The organism is Roseomonas sp. HF4, assembly GCF_005222755.1.
Lineage (GTDB): Bacteria > Pseudomonadota > Alphaproteobacteria > Acetobacterales > Acetobacteraceae > Neoroseomonas.
This window is the reverse complement of record NZ_STGD01000006.1, coordinates 198727-220529: the sequence shown is the minus strand read 5'-3', so window position 1 is coordinate 220529 and position 21803 is coordinate 198727. Positions and strand designations below refer to the sequence as shown.

General features: G+C 75.5%; 21 protein-coding genes. 5 read left to right on the top strand and 16 right to left on the bottom strand.

Translation table 11 applies throughout. From position 1 onward, the window contains the following. Positions 1-25: 25 nt before the first annotated feature. Positions 26-1261: an alpha/beta fold hydrolase gene (locus E8M80_RS11765; RefSeq protein ID WP_137125881.1), complete on the top strand. Its 1236-nt coding sequence runs from the start codon at positions 26-28 to the stop codon at positions 1259-1261. A 118-nt stretch (positions 1262-1379) separates the two neighbouring features. Here E8M80_RS11765 and E8M80_RS11760 read toward each other — a convergent pair whose 3' ends face one another. After that, positions 1380-1979 carry a hypothetical protein gene (locus E8M80_RS11760; protein ID WP_137125880.1) on the bottom strand — a complete coding sequence of 200 codons (600 nt, stop codon included), beginning with the start codon at positions 1977-1979 and terminating at the stop codon, positions 1380-1382. Between the two features lie 138 nt (positions 1980-2117). Between E8M80_RS11760 and E8M80_RS11755 the strand changes: the two genes are divergently transcribed. After that, complete coding sequence (locus tag E8M80_RS11755) at positions 2118-3290, top strand: acetyl-CoA C-acetyltransferase (RefSeq protein ID WP_137125879.1); 1173 nt, start codon at positions 2118-2120, stop codon at positions 3288-3290. Between the two features lie 262 nt (positions 3291-3552). Here E8M80_RS11755 and E8M80_RS11750 read toward each other — a convergent pair whose 3' ends face one another. From E8M80_RS11750 to E8M80_RS25935, 5 genes are all read right to left on the bottom strand, one after another. Next, positions 3553-4434, bottom strand: a complete 882-nt coding sequence (locus E8M80_RS11750; RefSeq protein WP_137125878.1) for a class I SAM-dependent methyltransferase — start codon at positions 4432-4434, stop codon at positions 3553-3555. 15 nt (positions 4435-4449) lie between these two features. Then, positions 4450-5055, bottom strand: coding sequence for a GNAT family N-acetyltransferase (locus E8M80_RS11745; RefSeq protein ID WP_137125877.1), 606 nt, complete (start codon positions 5053-5055; stop codon positions 4450-4452). Between the two features lie 23 nt (positions 5056-5078). Further along, on the bottom strand, positions 5079-6422 hold the full coding sequence (locus E8M80_RS11740) for an aldehyde dehydrogenase family protein (protein WP_137125876.1): 1344 nt from the start codon (positions 6420-6422) through the stop codon (positions 5079-5081). Positions 6423-6662: 240 nt separating this feature from the next. After that, entirely contained in the window at positions 6663-7946 is a 1284-nt protein-coding gene (locus E8M80_RS11735) for an FAD-dependent oxidoreductase (RefSeq protein ID WP_170979356.1), read from the bottom strand. Positions 7947-7948: 2 nt separating this feature from the next. Further along, positions 7949-9586 (bottom strand): squalene/phytoene synthase family protein, encoded by a 1638-nt coding sequence (locus E8M80_RS25935; protein WP_170979355.1) that lies wholly within the window; start codon positions 9584-9586, stop codon positions 7949-7951. Between the two features lie 252 nt (positions 9587-9838). Here E8M80_RS25935 and E8M80_RS11725 point away from each other — a divergent pair, with 252 nt between their 5' ends. Then, on the top strand, positions 9839-11524 hold the full coding sequence (locus tag E8M80_RS11725; RefSeq protein WP_137125874.1) for a DEAD/DEAH box helicase: 1686 nt from the start codon (positions 9839-9841) through the stop codon (positions 11522-11524). Here E8M80_RS11725 and E8M80_RS11720 read toward each other — a convergent pair. Together E8M80_RS11720 and accD are read right to left on the bottom strand one after the other, a co-directional pair. After that, on the bottom strand, positions 11505-12800 hold the full coding sequence (locus E8M80_RS11720) for a folylpolyglutamate synthase/dihydrofolate synthase family protein (RefSeq protein ID WP_137125873.1): 1296 nt from the start codon (positions 12798-12800) through the stop codon (positions 11505-11507). The two genes, E8M80_RS11725 and E8M80_RS11720, sit on opposite strands and share 20 nt — an antisense overlap. A gap of 4 nt (positions 12801-12804) precedes the next feature. After that, positions 12805-13731, bottom strand: a complete 927-nt coding sequence (gene accD, locus E8M80_RS11715; RefSeq protein ID WP_137125872.1) for an acetyl-CoA carboxylase, carboxyltransferase subunit beta — start codon at positions 13729-13731, stop codon at positions 12805-12807. Positions 13732-13889: 158 nt separating this feature from the next. On the opposite strand from accD, the gene E8M80_RS11710 reads away from it, so the two are divergent. Next, complete coding sequence (locus E8M80_RS11710; RefSeq protein WP_137125871.1) at positions 13890-14699, top strand: EcsC family protein; 810 nt, start codon at positions 13890-13892, stop codon at positions 14697-14699. A gap of 162 nt (positions 14700-14861) precedes the next feature. Here E8M80_RS11710 and E8M80_RS25930 read toward each other — a convergent pair whose 3' ends face one another. Genes E8M80_RS25930 through E8M80_RS11690 form a run of 4 tightly spaced genes read right to left on the bottom strand, consistent with a single transcriptional unit; the run spans position 14862 to position 18062 of the window. Then, positions 14862-15839, bottom strand: coding sequence for a hypothetical protein (locus E8M80_RS25930; RefSeq protein ID WP_170979354.1), 978 nt, complete (start codon positions 15837-15839; stop codon positions 14862-14864). Then, complete coding sequence (locus E8M80_RS11700; protein ID WP_137125870.1) at positions 15836-16252, bottom strand: DUF6524 family protein; 417 nt, start codon at positions 16250-16252, stop codon at positions 15836-15838. Before E8M80_RS11700 ends, E8M80_RS25930 begins: the two co-directional genes overlap by 4 nt. Next, positions 16249-16983 (bottom strand): hypothetical protein, encoded by a 735-nt coding sequence (locus E8M80_RS11695; RefSeq protein WP_137125869.1) that lies wholly within the window; start codon positions 16981-16983, stop codon positions 16249-16251. The genes E8M80_RS11700 and E8M80_RS11695 overlap by 4 nt, the downstream gene beginning before the upstream one ends. Next, the gene (locus tag E8M80_RS11690) at positions 16980-18062 is read right to left on the bottom strand and encodes a hypothetical protein (protein WP_137125868.1); all 1083 of its coding nucleotides are present in this window, start codon (positions 18060-18062) and stop codon (positions 16980-16982) included. The genes E8M80_RS11695 and E8M80_RS11690 overlap by 4 nt, the downstream gene beginning before the upstream one ends. Here E8M80_RS11690 and E8M80_RS11685 point away from each other — a divergent pair. After that, entirely contained in the window at positions 18033-18632 is a 600-nt protein-coding gene (locus tag E8M80_RS11685; RefSeq protein WP_137125867.1) for a hypothetical protein, read from the top strand. The genes E8M80_RS11690 and E8M80_RS11685 overlap by 30 nt on opposite strands. A gap of 14 nt (positions 18633-18646) precedes the next feature. Here the strand turns inward: E8M80_RS11685 and E8M80_RS25925 are convergent, their stop codons facing one another. From E8M80_RS25925 to E8M80_RS11670, 4 genes are read right to left on the bottom strand one after another with little or no spacing between them, the layout of a single operon-like run. Then, entirely contained in the window at positions 18647-19447 is an 801-nt protein-coding gene (locus E8M80_RS25925; protein WP_170979353.1) for a DUF4239 domain-containing protein, read from the bottom strand. A gap of 47 nt (positions 19448-19494) precedes the next feature. Further along, entirely contained in the window at positions 19495-19929 is a 435-nt protein-coding gene (locus E8M80_RS25920) for a hypothetical protein (RefSeq protein WP_170979352.1), read from the bottom strand. A 54-nt stretch (positions 19930-19983) separates the two neighbouring features. After that, positions 19984-20706 (bottom strand): hypothetical protein, encoded by a 723-nt coding sequence (locus tag E8M80_RS11675; protein ID WP_137125865.1) that lies wholly within the window; start codon positions 20704-20706, stop codon positions 19984-19986. A gap of 24 nt (positions 20707-20730) precedes the next feature. Then, entirely contained in the window at positions 20731-21792 is a 1062-nt protein-coding gene (locus tag E8M80_RS11670; RefSeq protein ID WP_137125864.1) for a PstS family phosphate ABC transporter substrate-binding protein, read from the bottom strand. Positions 21793-21803 lie beyond the last annotated feature (11 nt).

Below are 21803 nucleotides of genomic sequence, written 5' to 3'. Positions count from 1 at the left end.
ATGGCGCCGCACGCGGCGACGCCCGATGACCGGCCCGCTCCGCCGCCGGGGCCCCCGGCCGCTGCCGCTGCACCTCGGCCTCGCGGGGATGCGGGCGCTGGCGGCGACGACCGGCCTGGCCGCGACGCCATGGCCGAGCGGCTGGCCGCACTCGAACGCCGCCTGGCCGATCTCGAAGGCGGGGCAGGCGGAACGGGCCAGAATCCTCGGCGCCCTCGCCGCCGGCGGCCACCGGCCTGACGCGCTCCTGCCCGCCGTCCTCGCCCGCCTCGCGCGGGCCGATCGCGCGCTGGTCGCGGGCATCGCCGCCTATCGTCGCCATCCCTTCGCCCGTGATGCTGCGGATCCGCCCGCGATCTGGACCGAAGGGGGGTCCCGCCTGCTCGACCATGGCGGCGAGGGGCCGGCGGTGCTGTTCGTCCCTTCCCTCGTCAACCGCGCCTACGTGCTCGATCTGCTGCCGGGGCGCTCGCTGCTGCGGTGGCTGCCGGGGCAGGGCTTCCGCGCCTTGCTGCTCGACTGGGGCTGGCCCGGGGAGGCGGAGCGCCACTTCACCCTGACCGACTACGTCGCCGGACGGCTGGAACGCGCGCTGGCGGCCGCCCCTGGGCCGGTCGTGCTGGCGGGCTACTGCATGGGCGGGCTGCTGGCACTCGCCGCCGCGCTGCGCCGGCCGGACCGCGTGCGCGCGCTCGCGCTGCTGGCCACGCCCTGGGATTTCCATGCCGGGCCGGACGGGCCGCGCCGCGCGCGCACCGCCGCCGCCCTGCTCCCGGGGCTCGATGCGCTGATGGAGCCGACCGCGGCGCTGCCGGTCGATGCCATCCAGTCGCTGTTCGCCATGCTCGACCCCTTCGGCGTGGCGCAGAAGTTCCGCGCCTTCGCGCGGCTGGCGCCGGACTCCGACCGCGCCCGCCTGTTCGTCGCGCTCGAGGACTGGCTGAACGACGGCGTGCCGCTGCCAGCCCCGGTCGCGCGACAATGCCTGGCCGGCTGGTACGGGCGGAACGAGCCCGGGCGGCTCGCCTGGCGGATCGCGGGGCAGGTGGTGGATCCGGCGGCCTGGGGCGGGCCGGCCTTCGTCGCGATGCCGGAGCGCGACCGGATCGTGCCGCCGGCCTCGGCGGCCGCGGCGGCGGCGCGCTTCACGGCGGCCACGGTGCATGTCGCGGCGGGCGGGCATATCGGGATGGTGGCGGGCACGGGGGCGGAGGCGGCGCTGTGGCGGCCGTTCCAGGCGTGGCTGTCGGCCTTGGCGTGATCCCTGCCTACCGGACGCAATCCCGCGCCCGGCCTCCGATCCGGCGCCGCCGGGCGGCGCGCGCCAAGCCGGATGCCGAAGGTCAGCCCTGCGATCTTGCGTCCTGGCGCGGTCGGTGTCAGCGGGCCGCGGCCAGCGCCGCCACGACCTCGTCGCTGTCGAGCAGTCGGTCGATCGCCTCGTTCATCGTTCGCAGCATCAGCGCGTGTAGTTCCTCGGGTGAGGCGAAGATGCCGGTGTCGAGCGCCAGCACGCTGCCGGTGACGTTGCGGGCGCGTTCCGTCCGTTCCGCCAGCACGCGGCCGCTGCTTCTCTCGCGCAGGCGCAGGGTGATCACGACCGTTGCCTCCAGCCTCGCGTATCGGTTCGCGTCGAACTGCGACACCTCGGCCAGGAGGTCCACGCGCGGGTCCTGCTGCGCGAGCCAGCCCCGCGCCGCCAGCGCGTCGTCGAGTGCCCGGCGCACCACCTGATCGAGCGGCCGGTCGGCCTGGAGGGCCTTGAGCGGGTTGCCGTAGCCGCCGCGGATCGTCCCGATCCAGGCTGGGTCCTCGCGCCCGGTGCGGCGCGTCACCGCGACGTCGGAGACGCGGGCCAGGGGGCCAGGTGGCCTGGCGCCCGCCACCGGGCCGGTCGGCTGGTAAGGCATCGGGTAGGTCGTCGTCCCGCAGGCTGCGACCAGCATCAGGGCTAGCAGGACACCGAACCGACGGATCATCACGCGCGTTCTTCCTCCAAGCCACGGCATGAGTATCCCGTGCCTCGGCGATGCGCCACAAGGCGGCCGATCGCGGCTTGTGATCCCCCCCCGCCCCGGCGCATGCTGCGCCGCAAAGTCCCGTGGGAGAATACAGTCATGGACGACATCGTCATCGCCTCGGCCGCGCGCACGCCGGTCGGCGCCTTCAACGGCGCCTTCGCCTCGCTCTCCGCCCATGCCCTCGGCACCGCGGCGATCCAGGCCGCCATGGCGCGCGCCGGGATCGAGGGCGGCGAGGTGGACGAGGTCATCCTCGGCCAGATCCTGGCGGCCGGCGCCGGCCAGAACCCGGCCCGCCAGGCCTCGGTCAATGCCGGCATCCCGGTCGAGCATACCGCCTTCGGCATCAACCAGCTCTGCGGCTCGGGCCTGCGCGCCGTGGCACTCGCGGCGCAGCAGATCGCGACCGGCGATGCGCGCATCGTCATCGCCGGCGGCCAGGAGAGCATGACCCAGGCGCCGCACGCCCAGCAGCTGCGCGCCGGGCAGAAGATGGGCGACCTCGCGCTGGTCGATACCATGATCAAGGACGGGCTGTGGGACGCCTTCCACGGCTACCACATGGGCAACACGGCCGAGAACGTCGCGCAGAAGTTCCAGATCACGCGCGAACAGCAGGATGAATTCGCCTTCAACAGCCAGCGCAAGGCCGGCGAGGCGATGAAGTCCGGCCGCTTCGCCGACGAGATCGCGCCCGTCACGGTCAAGGGCCGCAAGGGCGACGTGGTGGTCAGCGCCGACGAATACCCGAAGCCCGAGACCTCGATGGAGATCCTGGCCAAGCTGCGCCCGGCCTTTGCCAAGGACGGCTCGGTCACCGCGGGCAATGCGTCGGGCATCAACGACGGCGCCGCGGCGGTGGTCGTGATGACCGCGGCGGAAGCGGCGAAGCGCGGCCTGACGCCGCTGGCGCGCATCGTCTCCTGGGCGACCGCCGGCGTCGATCCGTCGATCATGGGCACGGGCCCCATCCCGGCCAGCCGCAAGGCGCTGAAGAAGGCGGGCTGGACGATCGACGACCTCGACCTGATCGAGGCGAACGAGGCCTTCGCCGCGCAGGCGCTGGCGGTGAACAAGGATCTCGGCTGGGATACGTCGAAGGTGAACGTCAATGGCGGCGCGATCGCGCTCGGCCACCCGATCGGCGCCTCCGGCGCGCGGGTGCTGACGACCCTGCTGTTCGAGATGCAGAAGCGCGGCGCCAAGAAGGCGCTGGCGACGCTCTGCATCGGCGGCGGCATGGGCGTCGCCATGTGCCTGGAGCGGTAGCGCGGCGCCCCGTCGGGCGGCGCCGCGGCGCTGTTCCGTCGACGGGGCACATGCTGCCCGCACGATCGCGTTCCCCCCTGCGCAACCCGGCGCGGTCGGGCCGCGTCGGGGGGCGTCGTGCGCCCGGCGGTCGTGCCGAACGGAGGAAGGTTTCACCTTCGTGCCCCTCGGGCGCCGGTTGGTGGCCATACGGCCGCCCTGGCTCCGCAGGCATCCCCGTGCTGCCACTCGGCCCCGAGGCCGGAGAATCCTGTGTCGAGGATCAGGCGACCAGCTGCACGATCGCCTGGTGCGGCACGGCGCCGGGCGCGCTCCGCGCGATGCCGGCCTCGCGGAAGCCCGCCGCGGCGGCGAGGCGCCGCCAGCCCTCGTCGTCGCGCAGCCGCAGGAAATAGGCCGGGCCCTGCCAGGGATCCTCGCCGGGGAAGACCACCCAGGACAGGCAGGCGAGCCCGCCCGCCGCCACCGGCACCTGGCGCACCAGGAACAGCACGCCGTCGCCGAGTGGCACCTTCATGTGCTGCCGCCAGCGCCCTTCGGCCACGGCCGGCGCATCGAGATCGGACTGCACGACCGCGAGGCCGCCCGGCCGCAGCACGCGGCGGAACTCGCGCAATGCGGCGAGGTCCTCCGCCTCCTCCAGGAAGTAGCCGAGCGAGTTCCAGAGGTTCAGCACGAGGTCGAAGCTGCCCGATGCGACCGGCATGCGGCGCATGTCCGCCACCGCGCAGGGAAGCGGCCGAAGCATGGCGAGCGGGCCTTCCTGCAGGTCGAGCCCCACCACCTCGAACCCGCGCGCCGCGAGAGCGCGCGCATGACGCCCGCCGCCGCAGGGCACATCGAGGATGCGCGGGCGGCGGTCGCCGAACTGCGCGGCGGCGATGCGCAGCACCGCTTCGACCTCGCGCCGCGTGCGCTCGCCCTCCGCGGCGCCGTCTGCGCCCGGGAAGCGGGCGGCGATGGCCTCGTAGGCGGCGCCGAAATAGCCGCCGGGCTGCCGGCCCCACCAGCCGGGCTCGGGCCTTGCGGTGCGGGCGAAGGTCTCGTCGTCGCAGGACCAGAGGTGGCGTGCCGCGGCGGCCGGCACCTGGCGGAAGGCGGGGGCCAGCGCCGCGCGCAGCGCCGCCGCGTCCTGGCCGCTCATGGCCGCCTCCGGCCCTCAGGTCATCGCCGCGGCGCCTGGCAGGTCGCTGGCGGCCTCGGGCCGCGCGGCCGCCGCCTCGCCGCGCAGCGTCTCGAACCACAGGCACGCTTCGTCCCGCCCGCGGGCCGGGCACCAGATGCGCCCTTCGCCGAGCGGCGCCATGCCGAGCAGCCGCACCACCGCGAGCGAGGGCGCGTTGTCCGGCTGCACCGCCGCGCGCACCCGCGCGACATCCATCAGGCGGAAGGCCTCGGAAAGTGCGGCCGGCGCGGCCTCGCGCATCAGCCCCTGGCCCTGGAAGGCCTCGCCCAGCCAGTAGGTGAGCAGCGCCGTCGAGCCCTCCCCCGGCGCGCGGGAGACGCTGATCCAGCCCGTCACCGCGCCATCGGCGCGGCGCTCGATCACCAGCGGCAGGGACCGGCGCTCGGCTGCGGCCATGCGCACCCCGGCGATGCGGTCGAGCGCCATGGGCGGCGTGTAGGGCACGGGCCAGGAGGCGAGTCGGCGGCTCACGGCCTCGCTCATCAGCGCCGAGAGCGCGGGGGCGTCCTGCGGCTCCGCGCAGCGCAGCCGCAGCCGAGGCGTCTCGATGGGCGACAGCGCGGGGGTGGGCACAACCATGCCGGGAATCTACCCCGCTTCTGTCAACGCACCAACTGTCGCGCGATGATCTCCGCCAATTTTCTACGCGGAGGATCGAACATCCGGGCGAGCGAAAAACTGGCGTGGCGGACGCGCGCGCGCAACGTCGAGAAGGACCGGAATCCCTCCTCCCCATGCAACCTTCCGTGACCCGACGCGCCGACGCCGCCGAAGGGCAAGGCGGAGAAGCCGACATGCTCGATGCAGCGCCCGGCGACGATGGCGCCGGAGCGCGTGCCGGCCGCGACCGCCGCCTCCTCGGCCGACGTGGCGCCGAACAGGTAGATGGCCAGCGGGCTCGGGCGCGCGGCGATCCAGGCGATCGCCTCGGCCAGGTCGGCGCAGGGGCGGATGGGCAGGATCGGGCCGAAGACCTCCTCCTGCGCGAGCGGCGCGTCGTCGTCCACGGTGGCGAGTGCGATCGCGCGCTGCCGCCCCGGACCGTCGGCGCCGAGCGGCACGAGCGTCGCACCCGCCGCCAGCCCATCGAGCCGAGCCTCCTGTGCTTCGTTCAGCAGCGCGGTGCCGGGCAGCGCGATGCAGGCGGCGCGGCACGCGGCCTCGAAGGCGGCCGGCGCGTGGCCGACCAGCAGCACGGTGTCGGGCGCGACGCAGGTCTGGCCGGCGTTCAGCGCCTTGCCGACCAGGATCTCGCGCGCCGTCCGCGCCAGGTCGGCGCCGGGCAGCACCACCACCGGGCACTTGCCGCCCAGTTCCAGCGTGACCGGCACGAGGTTCGCCGCCGCCGCCTGCGCCACGCGCCGCCCGGTCGCGGTGCCGCCGGTGAAGACGAGGTGGTCCCAGGGCTGCGCCGCGAAATCGGCGGCGACCGCCGCATCCCCCGTGACGCAGCGCGCCATGTCGGGGCCCAGCGCGGCGTGCAGGATCTCGCCGATCAGCGCCGCCGAGCGCGGCGCGTGCTCGGACGGCTTCACCGCGATGCGGTTGCCCGCCGCGATCGCGTCCACTGCCGGGGAGAGCGCCAACTGGAACGGGTAGTTCCAGGGCGCCATGATGCCGATGACACCCTTCGGTACCGGCTCGACCCGCGCGCGGGCCGGCCAGAAGGGAAAGGGCACGCCGACGCGGCGGGGCCGCATCCAGGCCCGCAGGTGCCGCCGCGCATGCAGCGCGAAATCCGCCACGAGCACGGCATCGGCGAGCAGCGTCTCGATCCGGTCGCGCGCGCCGAAATCGGCGGCGGCGGCGGTGGCGATGTCCTCGGCGCGGCGCTTCACCTCGGCGGCCAGCCGCGCGAGCAGGTCGCGGCGGCGAGCTGCGTCCGGGGCGCCGTCATGCGCCTCGGCGGCGCGCAGCGCGGCCAGGGCGGCGGATGCGGGGGTCATCGGCGGGGTCTCATGCGGCGCGCTGCCCTTGGCGTTGCTCGGGGGGTGGCGCTGGCTCCGGCGCGGGCCGGATGGCGAAGCGGCGGGGGAGGAGAACCTCCCCCGCTCCCCCTCCCTTGTTTGGCACCTGGAGCCCGTCCTGGAAGGTGGGGCGCCAAACGACGACGAAGGTTGAGGGGGGGCGGGGGGAGAAGTTCTCTTCTCCCCCTGTCTTTTCCCCACCGTCCTGCCGCACCCGCATCACGCCGCCGCCTTGCGCGGCAGCAGCGGCAGGATGGCGCGTGCCGCGGCTTCCCCCGACCGCGCGGCGGCCTCGATCGTCGCGGGCAGGCCGGGCCAGGTCCAGTCGCCGGCGAGCGCCATGTTGCGCATCGGTCGGCGCGGCGCGTGCGGCGGGATGCCGACGCCGTGGCGCGGCGTGGCGCGGCGTTCCTTGACCGCGCGGCAGGGCGGCGGCGCGTCCGGCCAGGGGCCGGGCAGGCCGAAGGCGGCCGCCGCGCGGCGGATTTCGGCCCAGGCGCGGGGCGCCAGCGCCTCGGCCGTTTCCTCGGTCTCGGCATCCGCGGCGCTGACCGTGACCGACACGCCCGAGGGCCGCACCAGCACCCATTGCGCGAGGCCGCCGACGAGGCCGAGGAAGCGCACAGGCCCGTCCCCGGGATGCGCGAAATGCAGGTTCAGGATGGGCGCGTGGCGCTCCGGGACCTTGAGGCCGGGGATGAGCCGCGCCGTCTCCCAGGGCGGCAGGGCAAGGATGACGGCGTCGCCCTCGGCGAGCGACAGCGTTTCCTCGTTCAGATGGAGCGCGGTGGCGCGGCCCTCGGCGGTGGTCATGGCGCGCAGGCGGCGGCCGAACCGCACCGTGGCGCCCGCCGCGTGCAGCGCGGCCAGCGCCGGCGCGACGAGGTCCGGGCCGAGCCCGTCCCGCGCCACCAGCAGCCGCGCCGCGCCGCTGCCGCCGATCCGCCGCAGCACCTGGCCGAGCCGGGCGGAGGAGGCCTCCGTCGCCGGCGTGTTCAGCGCGGCGACGGTGAGCGGCTCCACGAAGCCGCGCAGCAGAGCCGGGTGTTTCGCCAGCGCCTCGGCCACCGGTCGGTCGGTCAGCGGCAGCGCCATTCGGAGAAGTGCCACGAGCCCGCCCGCGGTGAGCCCCGGCGGGCGCAGCGCCGGGTCCCGCCAGGCGAGGGGGGAGGCCGCGATGCGCCGCGCCGCGCCATCCGCCAGGTCGAGCACGGGCAGGCCCGCGGGCTCGGGCTCGATCCAGCCCGCGCGTGCGCCGATGGCGTCGAGGAAGCGCAGCGCGGCGTGGTTCGCGCCCATCAGCGCGTGGGTGCCGTTGTCGGTGCCGTCGGGCAGCGCGCGGCAGCGCCCGCCGGCGGATGGCGCGGCCTCGTGCAGCGTGACCGCGGCGCCGGCGCGCGCCAGCGCCAGCGCCGCCACCAGCCCGGCGACGCCGGCGCCGACGACATGCACGGCGCGGCTGCCCTGCGGCCCGAAGGGGCAGGGACCGGTCGGGCCCGCCATGCTCATCGCGCCGCCACGGGGGCGAGGCGGAGCGCATAGGCGGCCATGCGCGCCTTCTCGCCGGCCGTCAGGCGCGGCCGGGCGCGCGGCGGGCCGAACCCGCGCGCCACCAGCCGGTCGAAGATGCGCCGGTAGCCCCACATCATGATGCGGGCGGGCAGCAGCGCGGGCGTGTCGAAGGCGCGGAGTTCCTCCTCGGCGCGGGCGAAGCCGGCAGCGGCCTCGGCGGCCAGCGCCTGCGCCGCGGCGGCCGTGCCCGGCGCCGCCATCATGCGCGCGGCGTCGCCGTCGGCGACTCCCTGCGCGGCCAGCAGGTCGAGCGGCAGGTAGACGCGGTCGCGCGTCGCGTCCTCGTCCATGTCGCGCAGGATGTTCACCAGTTGCAGCGTGCGGCCGAGCGCCAGGCCGAAGCCGGCCGCCTCCGGCGCGCCGAAGATGCGCACGGCCATGGCGCCCACGCTGCCGGCCACGCGCCGGCAGTACTGGTCGAGCGCGGCGGCGTCCGCGATGCGCAGCCGCGGCGCCGCATCGGTTTCCATGCCGGCGATCATCGCCTCGCATTCCTCGGCGGGCAGCGCGTAGCGGTCGCGTGCGCGGGCCAGTTCGCGGGACAGCGCGCAGTCGGGGCGCTCCAGCTTCGCGCGCCAGTCGGCCAGGAACCGGCGCTTCTCGGCCTCGGGCATGGCGCCGTCGGCGATGTCGTCCACCGCGCGGCAGAAGGCATAGACGGCCCAGAGCGCGCGGCGGCGGTCGCCCCGCAACGCCGACATGCCCTTCGCGAAGGAGGACCCGGCGGCCGCGACGCGCGCGCGGACCAGCGCGGCATCGGACGGTCCGGCGAAGGGGCTGGCTGCGAAGGCGCGGGCGAAGTCCGGCCTGCGGAGCGCCACGCGCCCCGCCACCGGGTCCGCCGCGCGCAGCCGCGCGAGCAGCCGGCGCGCGAGCGCGATCGTCACCCGCGATTCCATCGCCAGCCGCCACGACCCGACCAGCCGCGGCAGGGCGGCGGCCGCGTCCAGCCGTTCCTCCACGCGGTCGAGCGCGGCGTCGAGCACGGCGCGGCGGGGCGCGGCATTGGCGGGTTCGAAGAAGGCCTCCTCCCCGCCCGCCAGCGCCATCCAGGATACCGGCAGGTAGATGCGGTCGAGGTTCGCGCGGTCCGGCCCCAGGTCCTGCAGGTGGTTCAGCACCTGAAGCGCGGTGCAGAGCGCATCCGCCGCCGCCTCGGCGCCCGGCGCCGCCGTCCCGTGCAGGCGCACCAGCATCCGCCCGACCGGATTGGCCGAGGCCGCGCAATAGGCCTCGAGCGCCGCCCAGTCGGCGTAGCGGCGCTGCGTCGCGTCCTGGCGGAAGGCGGCGAGCATGGCCCGCGCTTCCGACGTGCCGCAGCCGCTGTCATGGATCGGCCGTGCCGCTGGCTCGTCCGTGGCGGGGTCGTCGAGGGCGCGCCCGAGCGCGTCGAGCCGCGCGAGTTTCTCCTCGGCCGCGAGGTCCGGCGCGTCGGCGATGTCGTCGGCCGTGCGCACGAAGCGGTAGAAGCCGAGCACCTTCGGCCGCAGCGCGGGTGCCAGCAGCAGGGAGGCCACGGGGAAATTCTCGCTGCCCGCGTCGCGGGTGGGCGGGCCGGCGGCGACGGTCATGGGCGGCAGGCCGGGGGAGAGGGCGCGCCCCCGGCCACCGAGCGCCTCGACGAGGAGATCATGGCCGGCAGGATATGGCCTCGGAGGGCCACGCCACCAGCCCGGACCGCGATGGAAGCCGCGCGCCGCGCCCCCATGCCGCGGCCGGGCCGCGCGAGGCCCCCCGAGGCCGCGCCGTCCGCGCCCCGCACGGCAGCCCCGCGCAGTCCGCGCTTGACCGCGGCCGCGCATGGGCCGACCTCTGCTCCCCTCATGTCCTTCGACGATCTCCCCGCGCCGCTCCGCGACGCCCTCGCCGCGCGCGGCTATGCCGCGCCCACCCCCGTCCAGGCCGCCGTCCTGGCCCCCGAGGCCGCGGGCCGCGACCTGCTGGTCTCGGCCCAGACCGGGTCCGGCAAGACCGTGGCCTACGGGCTGTCGCTGGCGCCGGAGCTGATCGGCACCGCGCCGCGCCTGCCCCAGGCCGGCGCGCCGCTCGCGCTCGTCGTGGCGCCGACCCGTGAGCTCGCGCTGCAGGTCAAGGCGGAGCTCGCCTGGCTCTATGCGCCGGCGGGCGGGCGCGTCGTCTCCTGCGTCGGCGGCATGGACCCGGTGGCGGAGCGGCGGATGCTGGCGCAGGGCGCGCATCTCGTCGTCGGCACGCCCGGGCGGCTGCGCGACCACCTGGAACGCGGCAACCTCGCCCCCGGCAGCCTCCGCGCCGTCGTGCTGGACGAGGCGGACGAGATGCTCGACCTCGGCTTCAAGGAGGAGCTCGAGGCGATCCTCGAGGAAACGCCCGAGGGCCGGCGCACGCTGATGTTCTCGGCCACCGTGCCGCGCGCCATCGCAGCCCTCGCCAAGGGCTACCAGCGCGACGCTCTGCGCCTCGAGGTGGGCGGCGAGCGGGAGCCGCATGGCGACATCGAGTACCGCGCGCTGATGGTCGCGCCGCACGAGATCGAGCGCGCCGTCGTCAACGTGCTGCGGCTGGAAGACCCGCGCATCGCCATGGTGTTCTGCGCGACTCGCGCGGCCGTGGCGCGGCTGCACGGCAACCTGGCCGAGCGCGGCTTCTCGACCGTCGCGCTGTCGGGCGAATTGTCCCAGGCCGAGCGGCTGCGCGCGCTGCAGGCGCTGCGCGACGGGCGCGCACGGGTGTGCGTCGCGACCGATGTCGCCGCGCGCGGCATCGACCTGCCCGACCTCGGCCTCGTCATCCACGCCGAATTGCCGCGCGACCCCGAGACGCTGCTGCACCGGAGCGGCCGCACGGGCCGCGCCGGGCGCAAGGGCGTGTCCGTGCTGCTGGTCCCCCACACCCGCCGCCGCATCGCCGAGCGGCTGGTGGCCGGCGCGCGGGTGAAGGCGAGCCTCGGCCCCGCGCCCTCGGCCGAGGCGATCCGCGCGCGCGACGCCGAGCGGCTGGCCGCGCAGGTGCTGGCGCTCGCGGCCGAGGAGCCGGCGGAGGAGGACCTCGCCGTCGCGCGCAGCCTTCTGGCCGAGCCGGCGCTCGCTGCCCGTGGCGCCGAGGCGCTGGCGGCCGCGCTGGTGCGCGTGCTGCGCGCACCCCTGCCGGCACCCGAGGAACTGGCCGAGATCTCCGAGCGCCCGGCCCCCCGCCCGGCGCGCGACGCGCCCGTCCCGCAGGGCGGCGCGCAGGAGGGCATCTGGTTCCGCGTCGATGTCGGGCGCGACGGCCGCGCCGACCCGAAATGGCTGCTGCCGTTCCTCTGCCGTCGCGGCCACGTGACGCGGCAGGAGATCGGCCGCATCCGCATCCTGGGGCGGGAGACGCAGTTCGAGGTGGCGCCCTATGCCGCCGCGCGCTTCGCAGCCGCCGCCCGCCGCGCGGAGGGCGACGACGCGCATATCCGCGTCGAGCCGATGCAGCCGGTGCAGGGGCCGCCGCGCCGGCCGCGCCCGCCGGCCGGCGCCGCTACGCGCCGGCGGCCATGAGTTCGGCCGGGGCGTCCGCCTTCAGCACTTCCCCGGCCAGATAGAGGCTGCCGCAGACCAGCACGCGGCCGGGCACGCCCTCGGCCGCGATCCGCGCCAGCGCCGCCGCGACCGTCGGCCCCTGCCGCGCCAGCCCGCCGCTGGCCGCGACGATGTCCTCGACCGGCATGGCGAGGTGCTGGCCGGGCTCCGCCACCGCCGTCAGGGTCGTGGCGAAGGGCAGCAGCGGGCGGAGGAACTCGACGCTCGCCTTGCCCTTCTTCATGCCGACCACGAGGTGCAGCGGCCGGTCGCCCCATGAGGGCAAATGCTGCGCGAGAGCCACGCCCGCGCCGGCATTGTGCCCGCCATCGAGCCAAAGTTCGGAGCCCGGCGGCAGCATGTCGGCCAGCGCGCCCCGCAGCCGCTGCAGCCGCGCCGGCCATTCGGCGGCGCCGACGCCCCGCGCGATGGCGGCATCCGTCAGCCAGGGCGGGTTCCAGGCGCGCAGCGCGGCGATGGCGATGCCGGCATTGTCCGCCTGGTGCGGGCCGGGCAGGCCGGTCGGCGGCAGGTCGATCGCGTCCCGCGCATCGGCATAGCGCAGCCCGCCCGGGGTCGGTTCACAGGTCCAGTCCCGTCCGCGCGTCAGCAGCGGCGCGCCACGTTCGGCCGCAACGCGCGCGATGACCGCGGCCGCCGCCGGGTCTTGCGCGCCGGTGGCGCAGGGTACGCCGGGCTTGATGATGCCGGCCTTCTCGAAGGCGATGGCCTCCAGCGTCTCGCCCAGGAAATCCATGTGGTCCATGGAAATGGAGGAGATTGCTGTGGCGACCGGCCGGTCCACCACGTTGGTCGCGTCGAGCCGCCCGCCGAGGCCCACTTCCAGCACCAGCAGGTCGGCCGGGATGCGGCTGAACAGCAGCAGCGCCGCCGCGGTCGTGATCTCGAACACCGTGATCGGCTCGCCCGCATTGGCGGCCTCGGCCTCCTCCAGCGCGGCGGTCAGGGCGGCGTCGGTGACCAGGCGGCCGGCAAGCCGGACGCGCTCATGGAAGTGCACGAGGTGCGGGGAGGTATAGACATGCACGCGCTGCCCGGCGGCCTCGGCGATCGCGCGCAGGAAGGCGCAGGTGCTGCCCTTGCCGTTGGTGCCCGCGACATGGACCACGGGCGGCAGGCGGCGCTCCGGATGGCCGAGCGAGGCCAGCGCCCGGTGCATGCGGCCGAGGCTGAGGTCGATCAGCTTCGGATGCAGCGCGTGCAGGCGCTCGACGATCGCCTCGGCGCGCGACATGGCGTCAGGCCTGGGCCGGGGCGGCGGGGTCCTCGGGCGGCGGCAGGGCGACGACCTCCTCGACCGAGACCTCCGGCTCGCGCAGCACCAGCGGCACGCGCAGCAGCGCGATGACGCGGGCCAGCGTCTCGCGCATCTCGCCGCGCTTCACGACCATGTCGAGGATGCCGTGCTCCAGCAGGTATTCGGCGCGCTGGAAACCCTCGGGCAACTTCTCCCGGACCGTCTGCTCGATCACGCGCGCGCCGGCGAAGCCGATCATGGCGTTCGGTTCGGCGATGTGGATGTCGCCCAGCATGGCGAAGGACGCGGTGACGCCGCCGGTGGTCGGGTCGCACATCACGACGATGAAGGGCAGCCCTGCTTCCTTGACCATGCGCGTCGCGATCACGGTGCGCGGCATCTGCATCAGGCTGATGGCGCCTTCCTGCATGCGCGCCCCGCCCGAGGCGGTGAAGACGATCAGCGGCGCGTCCTGCAGCACCGCGAGCTTGGCCGCGGTGACGATCGCCTCCCCCACGCCGGCGCCCATCGAGCCGCCCATGAAGGCGAACTCCATGGCGGCCACGACGGCGCGCTGGCCCTCGATCGTGCCGTGCGCCACGGCCACCGCGTCGTCCATCGCAGACTTGGCCTGCGCTTCCTTCAGCCGGTCCGTGTAGCGGCGCTGGTCGCGGAAGCGCAGCGGGTCGGCCGGCGCCTTCGGCAACTCGATGCGGGAGAAGCCCTCGTCGAGCGTGCATTCGAGGCGCCGCGTGGCGGAGATGCGCATGTGGTGGCCGCAATGCGGGCAGACGTTCAGCGCCGCGTCGAGGTCCCGGCGGAAGATCATCTGCTCGCAGGCGGGGCATTTGTGCCAGAGGTTCTCCGGCACGTCCCGCTTGAAGAGGCCCGAGATCTTCGGCAGGGCCCAGTCACTGATCCAGTTCATCGCACACGCCCTTCGCATGCGCGGGACGGCCCCGTCGCAGCGCCCGCGTTATATGGGGTGGCGGGGTCGAGGGCCATGGGCGTCGAGGGCGCGGGTGGATGGGAACCTCTCCGCCCGCCCTGGACCCCGCGCCCCGGCGGCGCCATGTCTCAGGGCGCATGAGCCTCACCATCCTTCCCGCCCAATTGCCCGCCGAGGCGCTGCGCGACCTCCGCGCCGCGCGCGACGCACTCGAGAATCCCTCCCTCGCCGCGCGACTGGCCGGCCTGGCGGGATTGCCGGCGGAGGCGCTGCGCGCGCGACTGCCCGCGGCGCTGCAGGGCGGCGTCGATGGCGCGGCGCGGGCGGCGCTCTCGCTGGCCATGGGGGCGGCGCTGCGGTCCGGTCCGGCAGTGGTGCCGCTGCCGGTGCCGTCATCGTGGTTCCATCGCGGGCTCGCGGCGGTGTCCGGCGCCATGGGCGGCGCCTTTGGGCTGCCGGGCACGCTGGTCGAACTGCCGGTCTCGACGACCATCCTCCTGCGCCAGGTCGCGGCCATCGCGGGGGAGGAGGGCGAGGACCTGGATGCGCCGGAGGCGGCGGCGGAATGCCTCAAGGTCTTCGCGCTGGGCGGCAGCAGCCCGGCCGACGACGCGGCCGAGAGCGGCTATTTCACCGTGCGCCTGGCATTGGCCGAGGCGCTGAAGGGTACGGTCGGGCGCACGATCGTGCCGGGCTTCGTCGCGGCGGTGGCGGCGCGCTTCGTGGGACCGGTCGGGCTCAAGGTCTCGGCCCAGGCGGCGCCGATCCTGGGGGCGGCGGCGGGCGCCGCGGTCAATCTCGCCTTCCTCGAGCATTTCCGCGGCGTGGCGCGCGGCCATTTCACGCTGCGGCGGCTGGAGCGCACGCATGGCGCGGCGCGCATCCGCGCCGCCTGGGACGCGCTGTCGGCCGCGCGGGACGAGCCCTTCATCGCGCGCGGCCGATAGCGGCGCCGGCGGGTCGTGCCGGACGCGCGAAGGTGAAGCCTTCGTGCCCCTCAGACGCCGGGCGGGTCGCATCCGCGGCCCTTGGCTTCGCGGCCCGCGCCGCGGCCGCCATTCGGCGGCTCGTCCCTTCGGGCCGCGGGCCGGGCCTTCGGGCTTCGGGCGTCAGGCCTGCGCCATGCGCCGGTGCCAGGCGGTCGACAGCAGCATGCCGGCCGGCCGGGGCCGCAGGTTGTCCTGTTCGAGCATGCCGAGCACGCGCCGCACGGCCTCGACCTCGGTGACCCGACGCCCGGTGATATTGCGGTAGAGCGCAGCGGCGCGTTCGACATCGGCGCGCGCGACGCGCCCGGCCGGGTCGGCCTGGGCGCGCAGGAAGGCGCGCGCTTCCCGCGCCCCGGCGGCGTCGCCCAGGATGCCGTGGCGCGACGCCTCGGCCTCCAGCAGGGCGCGGGCCTCGGCGGCGGTCAGGCCGTGATGCGTGACGCCGTCGCTGAGCAGCGCGAGTTCCGCCGCGGGGTCCGGGTTGCCGTCGGCGGCGTGCAGGCGGGCGCGCTCGGCGAAGCCCGCGGGGTCGGATGGGGCGGCGGGCGGCTTCGGCGGCGCGAAGCGCGCCCCGCCCGCGGCGGCGGCGGCGTCGATGCTGCGCCCGGCCGGGTCGGCCACCGCCTCGGCCCGCAGCCCGCCGGCGGGCGCGCAGCCGGCGCAGGGCAGGATGCGGACGCTGCCGTCGAGCTCCATCAGCTGCAATTCAACCGTCATGTCGGGATGGCGCGCGCGCACGGCGGCGGCGGCACGGTTGAGCACGGCCTCATGCGCGCGGAACTCGGCGGCCGGGTCATCGGCCAGGCGTCGGCCGGCATGCAGGTGCATCGCGCCGCAGTCGCGGTGGTTCACGAATACGACGCGGCGCACGCCGTGCAACTGGCGCGACGCGGCCAGGTTGTCCCAGAGCGTGGCGCTCCAGGCGGGGCGCCAGTCCTCGGCCGCGGCCAGCGCGGCGCCGGCGATGCGCATCTCGCTGTACCGCCCGGTGCGGCCGAGCGCGGCCATCAGGAAGGTGACGTCGTCGGTGAGGCGCGGGTCGATGCAGCTGACGAGGAAGGTGTCGGCCTTGCCCGGGGGCGGCGCGGTCGCGGTCATTTCGTGATGTCCTCCGTGTGGCTGATGCCGCCCAGGCGATGATGCAGGTGCGAGAAGCAGAGGCCCGCCGTGAACACGCCGGCAACACTGACCAGCAGCCAGACCAGCAGCGTCTGCCCCGACCACGGGCTCTCGCCGGCCAGGTGCAGCACCGTCATGCCGGCACCGAGGTAGAAGGCGACGACGAGCCCGATGCCGCGCCGCCCGAGCACGCCGAGCGTGGTGCGCCAGACGACCATGCAGACCGCCGCCAGCGTCGCGCCGACCGCAAGCTTCACCCAGAACCAGTCGAACCCGCCCAGCACCCAGTGCAGGAAGGAGGTCCCGGAGGGGTTGTAGATCGCGAAGACGACGAAAAGGCAGAACAGCGCGCGCGCGACGACGCCGCGCCAGTCGAAGGGCCGCGTGGTCATCGCGCCGCCTCGTGCGCGCGGCGCAGGGCGAGGTCCGACAGGCGCCCATGCGCCAGGTCGGCGGCGATGCGGCGGTCGAGCCCCGCCCGCCAGGGCGAGAGCGCCGCCGCGCTTTCGGCGGGCAGGGCGTCGAGTGCCTGCGCCGCATCGGCCAGGGCGCCGGCCTCGAGCAGCCCTGCCGCATCCCGCAGCGCGGCCAGGCCCGGCGTTCCGGCGGCGCCGAGCCCTGCGCCGAAGCGCGCCGTGGCGGCGACGCGGCGCGCGATCCAGCCGGCATCGGGGGTGAAGCCGATCTCGGCCAAGGTCGCCGCCTCCGCCGCCGCCGCGAAGCCGGCCACGAGGTCCGCCCGGGTCGGCGCGCCCTCGGCCGCCGCGGCGGCCAGCGGCAGCAGCAGGCGCGTCGCCTCCGTGTCGGCGGCGGCGAGGGCGACCGCGACGGCGAAGGCGCGCGGATAGGGCTCGGGCCGTGGCACGTGCGGCAGCAGCAATTCGATCGCGACCAGCGGCCAGGCGGCACGGTCGGCCGTCACGGCGCGGCCGGGCGACGGGCCGTCCTGCGCCGGCGTCGCTGCATGGGCCGCGGCCGCGACCTGCGGCGTGCCCGCCCCCATCGAGACCGCGAGCGCCAGGCCCGCGAACATCGCCGCGGCCGCCGCGACGGTCATGGCGAGCAGCGCGTTCCATTCGGGCCGCGCGGGCAGCGGCGCGTCCTCCGCCGGTTCGTCGGTCATCGGCACCCCCCTTCGCCGGCGACGGCGCCGAGCCGCGCCGCCAGGGCCGCCGTCGCGGCGCGCGACGCGTCCTCGGCCAGGCGGCGTTCGGCGCGCGCGATGGCGTCTAGCGCCTGTGCCTCGAAGGCGGTGCGGTTGAGCCCCGCGTCCAGCCGGTTGAACAGCCAGTCGATGCCCCAGGCGACGCCGATGCCGCCAGCGACACCCGCCGCGCTGCCGGTCATGCCGCCCACCGCGAAGCCGAAGACGCCGCCGGCCGCGACGGCCGAGCCGAACTCGCTCAGCCGCACCAGGACGGCGCCGAGGCGCGCGGCCATCGGCCGGAGCGCCCGCAGGAAGGCCGCGCCGCCATCCGTGCCGTCCTCGGCGATCAGGGCCGCCGGGTCGGCGGGTGTCGCGGCGCGCAGCGCCGGCGCCATAGGCGCGGCCGCCGCCGCGAGGTCGATGCGCCGCACCGCCACGGCCCCGGCCGTCGCCGGCGGCAGCCGTGCGAGGCGCGCCGCACTGGCCGCGAGCGCCGCCTGCCAGCCATCGTCCAGCACTGCGCCGACATGCGCGAGGTCGCTGACGAAGGCCGCCCCGCCAAGCGCCGGCGCCAGCACCCGCGCACGGAACTCGGCGCGGATCGGCTCGGCCATTTCCTCGGCCAGGCGGGCCGCGAGCGGCGTCTCCCCGCCATTGGCGACGCTGCCCGACAGGCTCGCCACGCCGCGCGCCAGGATGCGGTAGGAGGTGACGTAGCTCTGCACCCAGCCATAGGCCCAGTCGCCGAAGCCGGGCACGCCTTCCCGCGCCGGGGCGAGGCGCATGGTCGCGGCATCGGCCAGCAGGCGCCGGGCGCGCCCGCCGAGCGTCTCGGCCGCCGCTTCGAGCGCCGCGATCTCGGCCGCCGCCGTCCCTTCCGGCGCCGCGCGGAGCACGCAGGCGGCCGCGCCTGGCGCCACGACGGCCAGCGTCTCGGCCCGCGCTGGCACCGCCGCCAGGATGCTGAGCGCCAGCGCCGCGTGCCATGAACCGCGCGTTAGGCGGCGGGGGGCTATCCGTCGGGCATGGGTCACGATGTCGCCGGCGCGCTGCATGCCATCCTCCTTGCGGCGCTGGCCGCGCTGCTGCCCGTCGCGCTGCTCCGCCTCGGCGCCGCGGGGGTCCGCGCCGTCGCGCCGCATGACGCCGAGGCGGTGCCCGCACTGCGCGCGGCGGGGGCCGTGGCGGGGCTCGCGCTCGGCCTCGCGCTCCTCGCCACGACGCCCGATCCCGCTGCCTTCCTGCCCGGGCGGATGCTCGAGGCGGCGGCGCCCTGGAGCCTCGGCCTCGGGCGTTTCCTGTCCGACCACGCGCTGCCGGGCGTGGGCGCAGGCGCCGCGCTGCTCGACGCGCTGCGGAACCCGGCCGGCATCGGCGGTCTCGCGGCCTGGGGCTCGGCCATGGCGCTGGCCTGCGGCGTCGCGGTCGCGACGCGGCTCTGGAACGGCATCGACGCGCTGCGCGCGATGGCGGCCGTGCTGCTGCAGGCCGGGCTCGTCGCGGCGCTGCTCCATTACGGGCTGCATCTGGCGGGCTGGTTGGCGGCACGGATGGGCTTCTGGACCTTCGGGCTGGCGCTGCTGCTGTTCCAGCGCTGGCGCTACGCCCCGCGCCCGGCGCATTGACGGCGCGCGCGGCATCACCGCAGGTCCATCATGGCCAGGAACGGCGCCGGCGAGAGCAGCGGCGGCTGCCCCACATAGGGAAAGGCGAGCTTCACCGAGACCAGCAGCACCGCGCCCACGATGATGGCGATGACGGCCGCCATGGCGTAGTGCATCGCCGCGCTGGCGCCGCCGAAGAACCACTGGAAGGCGATGGCCGCCACCGAGACGGTCAGCACCAGCAGCCAGATCAGCCCCGACAGCGTGCGTGACGCGACCGAGAGGCGCGCGATCCGCGCCTCCGCCACTTGGCCGAGCCAGTCGCCGGTCTTCTGCTGCAGCACCTGCTGCGCCGAGCGCTCGCTCGGCGCGTCGAGGAAGGCGCGCGTCATGCGCTGGAAGGCGGCGTCCGACCCGGAGGATGTGACGCCCGCCTGCATGGCGGGCCAGTCCTGCGCGACCACGGCCGCCGCGTAGTTGCGGATGGCGGCGCGCATCTCCTGCCGTGTCGCGGCCAGGTTCGGCCCGTCGAAGGTGTCGACCGACAGTGCCAGCATGTAGAGGCCGGACGCCTCCTTCTGCAGGGTGTCGCGGGCGGTCTGGAAGGTGTCCCAGCTGCCGACCAGCGTCAGCGCGGCGACGACGGCGTAGATCTCGACCACGAAGCCGTACTTGACGGCGCCGACCACCGCATTGGCCTGGAATTCCGCATGCGTGAACAGCGCGTACATGACGCGCCCGAGCAGCAGCGCGAGCAGCACCGGCACCGCGATGGTGATGATGATGCCCGCCCAGGCGGGCAGGCCGGCGAGAATATGGGGCAGCACGATGTCCACGTCCGCGATCCTTCGGAGAGCCTGCCGCGCGGCTGCACGGCGGGCGCTCAGGCCTCGATGGCGCGGTACCAGCGGTTCGAGCGGAGCAGCCGTCCGGTCGGCTTCGGGCGGAGGTCGAGTTCCTCCATCAGACGCTTCACGCGCCGCGCGGCCTCGGGCTCGGTCACGCCGCCGCCGGCACGGGCGCGGTAGAAGGCGGCGGCGCGGTCGAAATCCTCCCGCGCGAGGCGCTGGCGCCCGTCGGCGAGGGTGCGCAGCAATTCGCGCGTCGAGGTGCCGAGCTCGCCCTCCAGCGCCACCTCGTTCTGCTGCGCCGCTGCGCGGATGAGGCCGCGCGCGTCGTCGAGCGTCAGCCCGTAGCGCACGAGCCCTTCCTCGAGCAGCCGGCGCTCCTGCTCGCGGTCGAGGAAGCGGCGGCCGTGAAGCTGCAGTTTCACGAGCTCCCCGTACTGGCCCCGGGGCACGTCGTCGGTCGCGGTCATCGGCATCCTGCCTTTCGTCTCTCGGCCGCATTGATGCGGCCGCGTCCTTTATGGTCAGTGAAGGATCATCGCCGCCGGCCGCGTCCGGCCGGGAGGCTGCCGGTCGAGGTCGAGTTGCTGGCCGGTGCCCGAACCCGGCTGGCGCGCGCCGAGCGCCGTGACGCGTTCGTTCAGCCGTTCGATCGCGCGCATGATGCGGCTTGCCTCGACGCCGAGCGGCGCATCGGTCGGCGAGAGCTGGAACCTCACGCGCGGCAGGGGAAAGAGGTCCACCTCGACCTTGTCGACCGAGAAGCTGCCGAGTTCGCCCGCCTCCACCACGCCCCGCACGATCATGCGTTGCACGGCCGAGAGCGGGCCGGGGTGGTTGATCGCGTGGCGCTCCAGCATGCGCTCGATGTATTCGCGGTCGGCCTCGGTCAGTTCACGCGCCTGGCCGAAGGTGAGCGACAGGCTGGGTAGCAGGCTGATCGAGCTCTCGATCTCCTTCAGCTTGTAGCCGGCCAGGTCCATCAGCCAGGCGAAGTCCTCCTGCGCGCGCAGCCGCTCCACGGCGCTGTGCTGCCGGGTGAAGGCGGAAGTGCCGAAGCCGAAGCCGAGCCGGTCGATGACGCTGCCCCAGAGCCGTTCCGCCCGGTCGAGCAGCCCGTCATCCGAGGGCAGGTCCTGCAGCGGCGTCGGGATGACGCTGCCGGGCGCCGCGCCCGGCGCCTGCTGCGCCGCGGCGGGCAGCGGCAGGGCGAGGATCGCGGCGAGAAGCATGGCCTTGGCGTGCATGGCGGGAACTCCGGCGGGGGGCGGTCAGCGGGACATCAGGGACTGGCGTTCGGCCACGCGGCGCTGTGCCGCGCGGTCGGCCGGCGGCAGCGGCACGAGGCCGGCCTCGGCCAGGTAGCCGCCCGGCCCGCCGGCATGCTCGCTGGTCGCCTCGATCATGAATTCCCGCACGCCCCGCACGACGCCCACGCCCTGCTGGTTCCGGCTGTGCTGGCGCTTGGCGTAGACGAAGAAGGTGCGCGCCGGCTCGTAGTCGATCGTGCCGATGCTGCGCGGGGAGGGCACGACGCCGTCGAGTGGGATCGCCACCAGGTTGCCGCCGCTCGCGACGAGCTGGTCGTAGCTCACGGCCGCGACGGTGCCGGGCGGCGCCGCGAGCAGCGCCGCCGTCACCCTGTCGCTCGGCACGTCGGTGATGCGTGCGTCGTCGCGCAGCGTGACGCATTTGCGCCGCCGGTAGGCGGCCTCGAAGATCAGCCGGATGGCGCGGACGTGGCGGCACCCGGCCTCGAGCACCAGGTCGTCGAACAGCGCGCGGGTGCCCGAGCCGTGTTCGGGCAGGACGGCGCGAATCTCGGAGCGGGGCAGCCCGGCGCCGAGGTCTGACCAGAGGCGTGCGCCGTTCGCCGTGAAATCCTCCTCAGCCGGGCGTTCGGCGACCAGCGCTTCCCAGACCTGGCGGGTGGTGAGGCCGGGCAGCGCTTCCCCCCGCCGGGTCACGAGGACGACGGCGCCGAGGCCGATCTGCAACTCGATGATGTCGCGCACGCCGTTCGCGTTGCAGGCTTCCTGCACCGCGCGCGTCATGCGGCGCGTGACCACCGCGAGGTCGGGCGTCTGTGGCCCGACGCCGGTGCAGAACAACTCGAGCGCCCGGGTCGAGCCGAGGGCGTCGGTGATCGGCGGCACCACGCCCTGGTGGCGCTGCGTGAAGCCGTCCGCCAGCAGTTGCGTGATGCCAGCGGAGGAGGCCGAGCTGACCACCACCAGGCGGTCGCGCAGCGTCATGGAGGACTGGGCGCCGGCGGGGCCGGCGGCGTGCGCCAGCAGGAGGCCGGCGAACAGGGCAAGGGCGTGGCGTCGCACGGGGGGCTCCT

Bases quoted from the DNA above. Each gene is read 5' to 3' on its own strand.
- E8M80_RS11765 (WP_137125881.1), top strand. From the start codon at position 26: ATGACCGGCCCGCTCCGCCGCCGGGGCCCCCGGCCGCTGCCGCTGCAC.
- E8M80_RS11760 (WP_137125880.1), bottom strand. From the start codon at position 1,979: ATGATCCGTCGGTTCGGTGTCCTGCTAGCCCTGATGCTGGTCGCAGCC.
- E8M80_RS11755 (WP_137125879.1), top strand. From the start codon at position 2,118: ATGGACGACATCGTCATCGCCTCGGCCGCGCGCACGCCGGTCGGCGCC.
- E8M80_RS11750 (WP_137125878.1), bottom strand. From the start codon at position 4,434: ATGAGCGGCCAGGACGCGGCGGCGCTGCGCGCGGCGCTGGCCCCCGCC.
- E8M80_RS11745 (WP_137125877.1), bottom strand. From the start codon at position 5,055: ATGGTTGTGCCCACCCCCGCGCTGTCGCCCATCGAGACGCCTCGGCTG.
- E8M80_RS11740 (WP_137125876.1), bottom strand. From the start codon at position 6,422: ATGACCCCCGCATCCGCCGCCCTGGCCGCGCTGCGCGCCGCCGAGGCG.
- E8M80_RS11735 (WP_170979356.1), bottom strand. From the start codon at position 7,946: ATGGCGGGCCCGACCGGTCCCTGCCCCTTCGGGCCGCAGGGCAGCCGC.
- E8M80_RS25935 (WP_170979355.1), bottom strand. From the start codon at position 9,586: ATGACCGTCGCCGCCGGCCCGCCCACCCGCGACGCGGGCAGCGAGAAT.
- E8M80_RS11725 (WP_137125874.1), top strand. From the start codon at position 9,839: ATGTCCTTCGACGATCTCCCCGCGCCGCTCCGCGACGCCCTCGCCGCG.
- E8M80_RS11720 (WP_137125873.1), bottom strand. From the start codon at position 12,800: ATGTCGCGCGCCGAGGCGATCGTCGAGCGCCTGCACGCGCTGCATCCG.
- accD (WP_137125872.1), bottom strand. From the start codon at position 13,731: ATGAACTGGATCAGTGACTGGGCCCTGCCGAAGATCTCGGGCCTCTTC.
- E8M80_RS11710 (WP_137125871.1), top strand. From the start codon at position 13,890: ATGAGCCTCACCATCCTTCCCGCCCAATTGCCCGCCGAGGCGCTGCGC.
- E8M80_RS25930 (WP_170979354.1), bottom strand. From the start codon at position 15,839: ATGACCGCGACCGCGCCGCCCCCGGGCAAGGCCGACACCTTCCTCGTC.
- E8M80_RS11700 (WP_137125870.1), bottom strand. From the start codon at position 16,252: ATGACCACGCGGCCCTTCGACTGGCGCGGCGTCGTCGCGCGCGCGCTG.
- E8M80_RS11695 (WP_137125869.1), bottom strand. From the start codon at position 16,983: ATGACCGACGAACCGGCGGAGGACGCGCCGCTGCCCGCGCGGCCCGAA.
- E8M80_RS11685 (WP_137125867.1), top strand. From the start codon at position 18,033: ATGGGTCACGATGTCGCCGGCGCGCTGCATGCCATCCTCCTTGCGGCG.
- E8M80_RS11690 (WP_137125868.1), bottom strand. From the start codon at position 18,062: ATGCAGCGCGCCGGCGACATCGTGACCCATGCCCGACGGATAGCCCCC.
- E8M80_RS25920 (WP_170979352.1), bottom strand. From the start codon at position 19,929: ATGACCGCGACCGACGACGTGCCCCGGGGCCAGTACGGGGAGCTCGTG.
- E8M80_RS11675 (WP_137125865.1), bottom strand. From the start codon at position 20,706: ATGCACGCCAAGGCCATGCTTCTCGCCGCGATCCTCGCCCTGCCGCTG.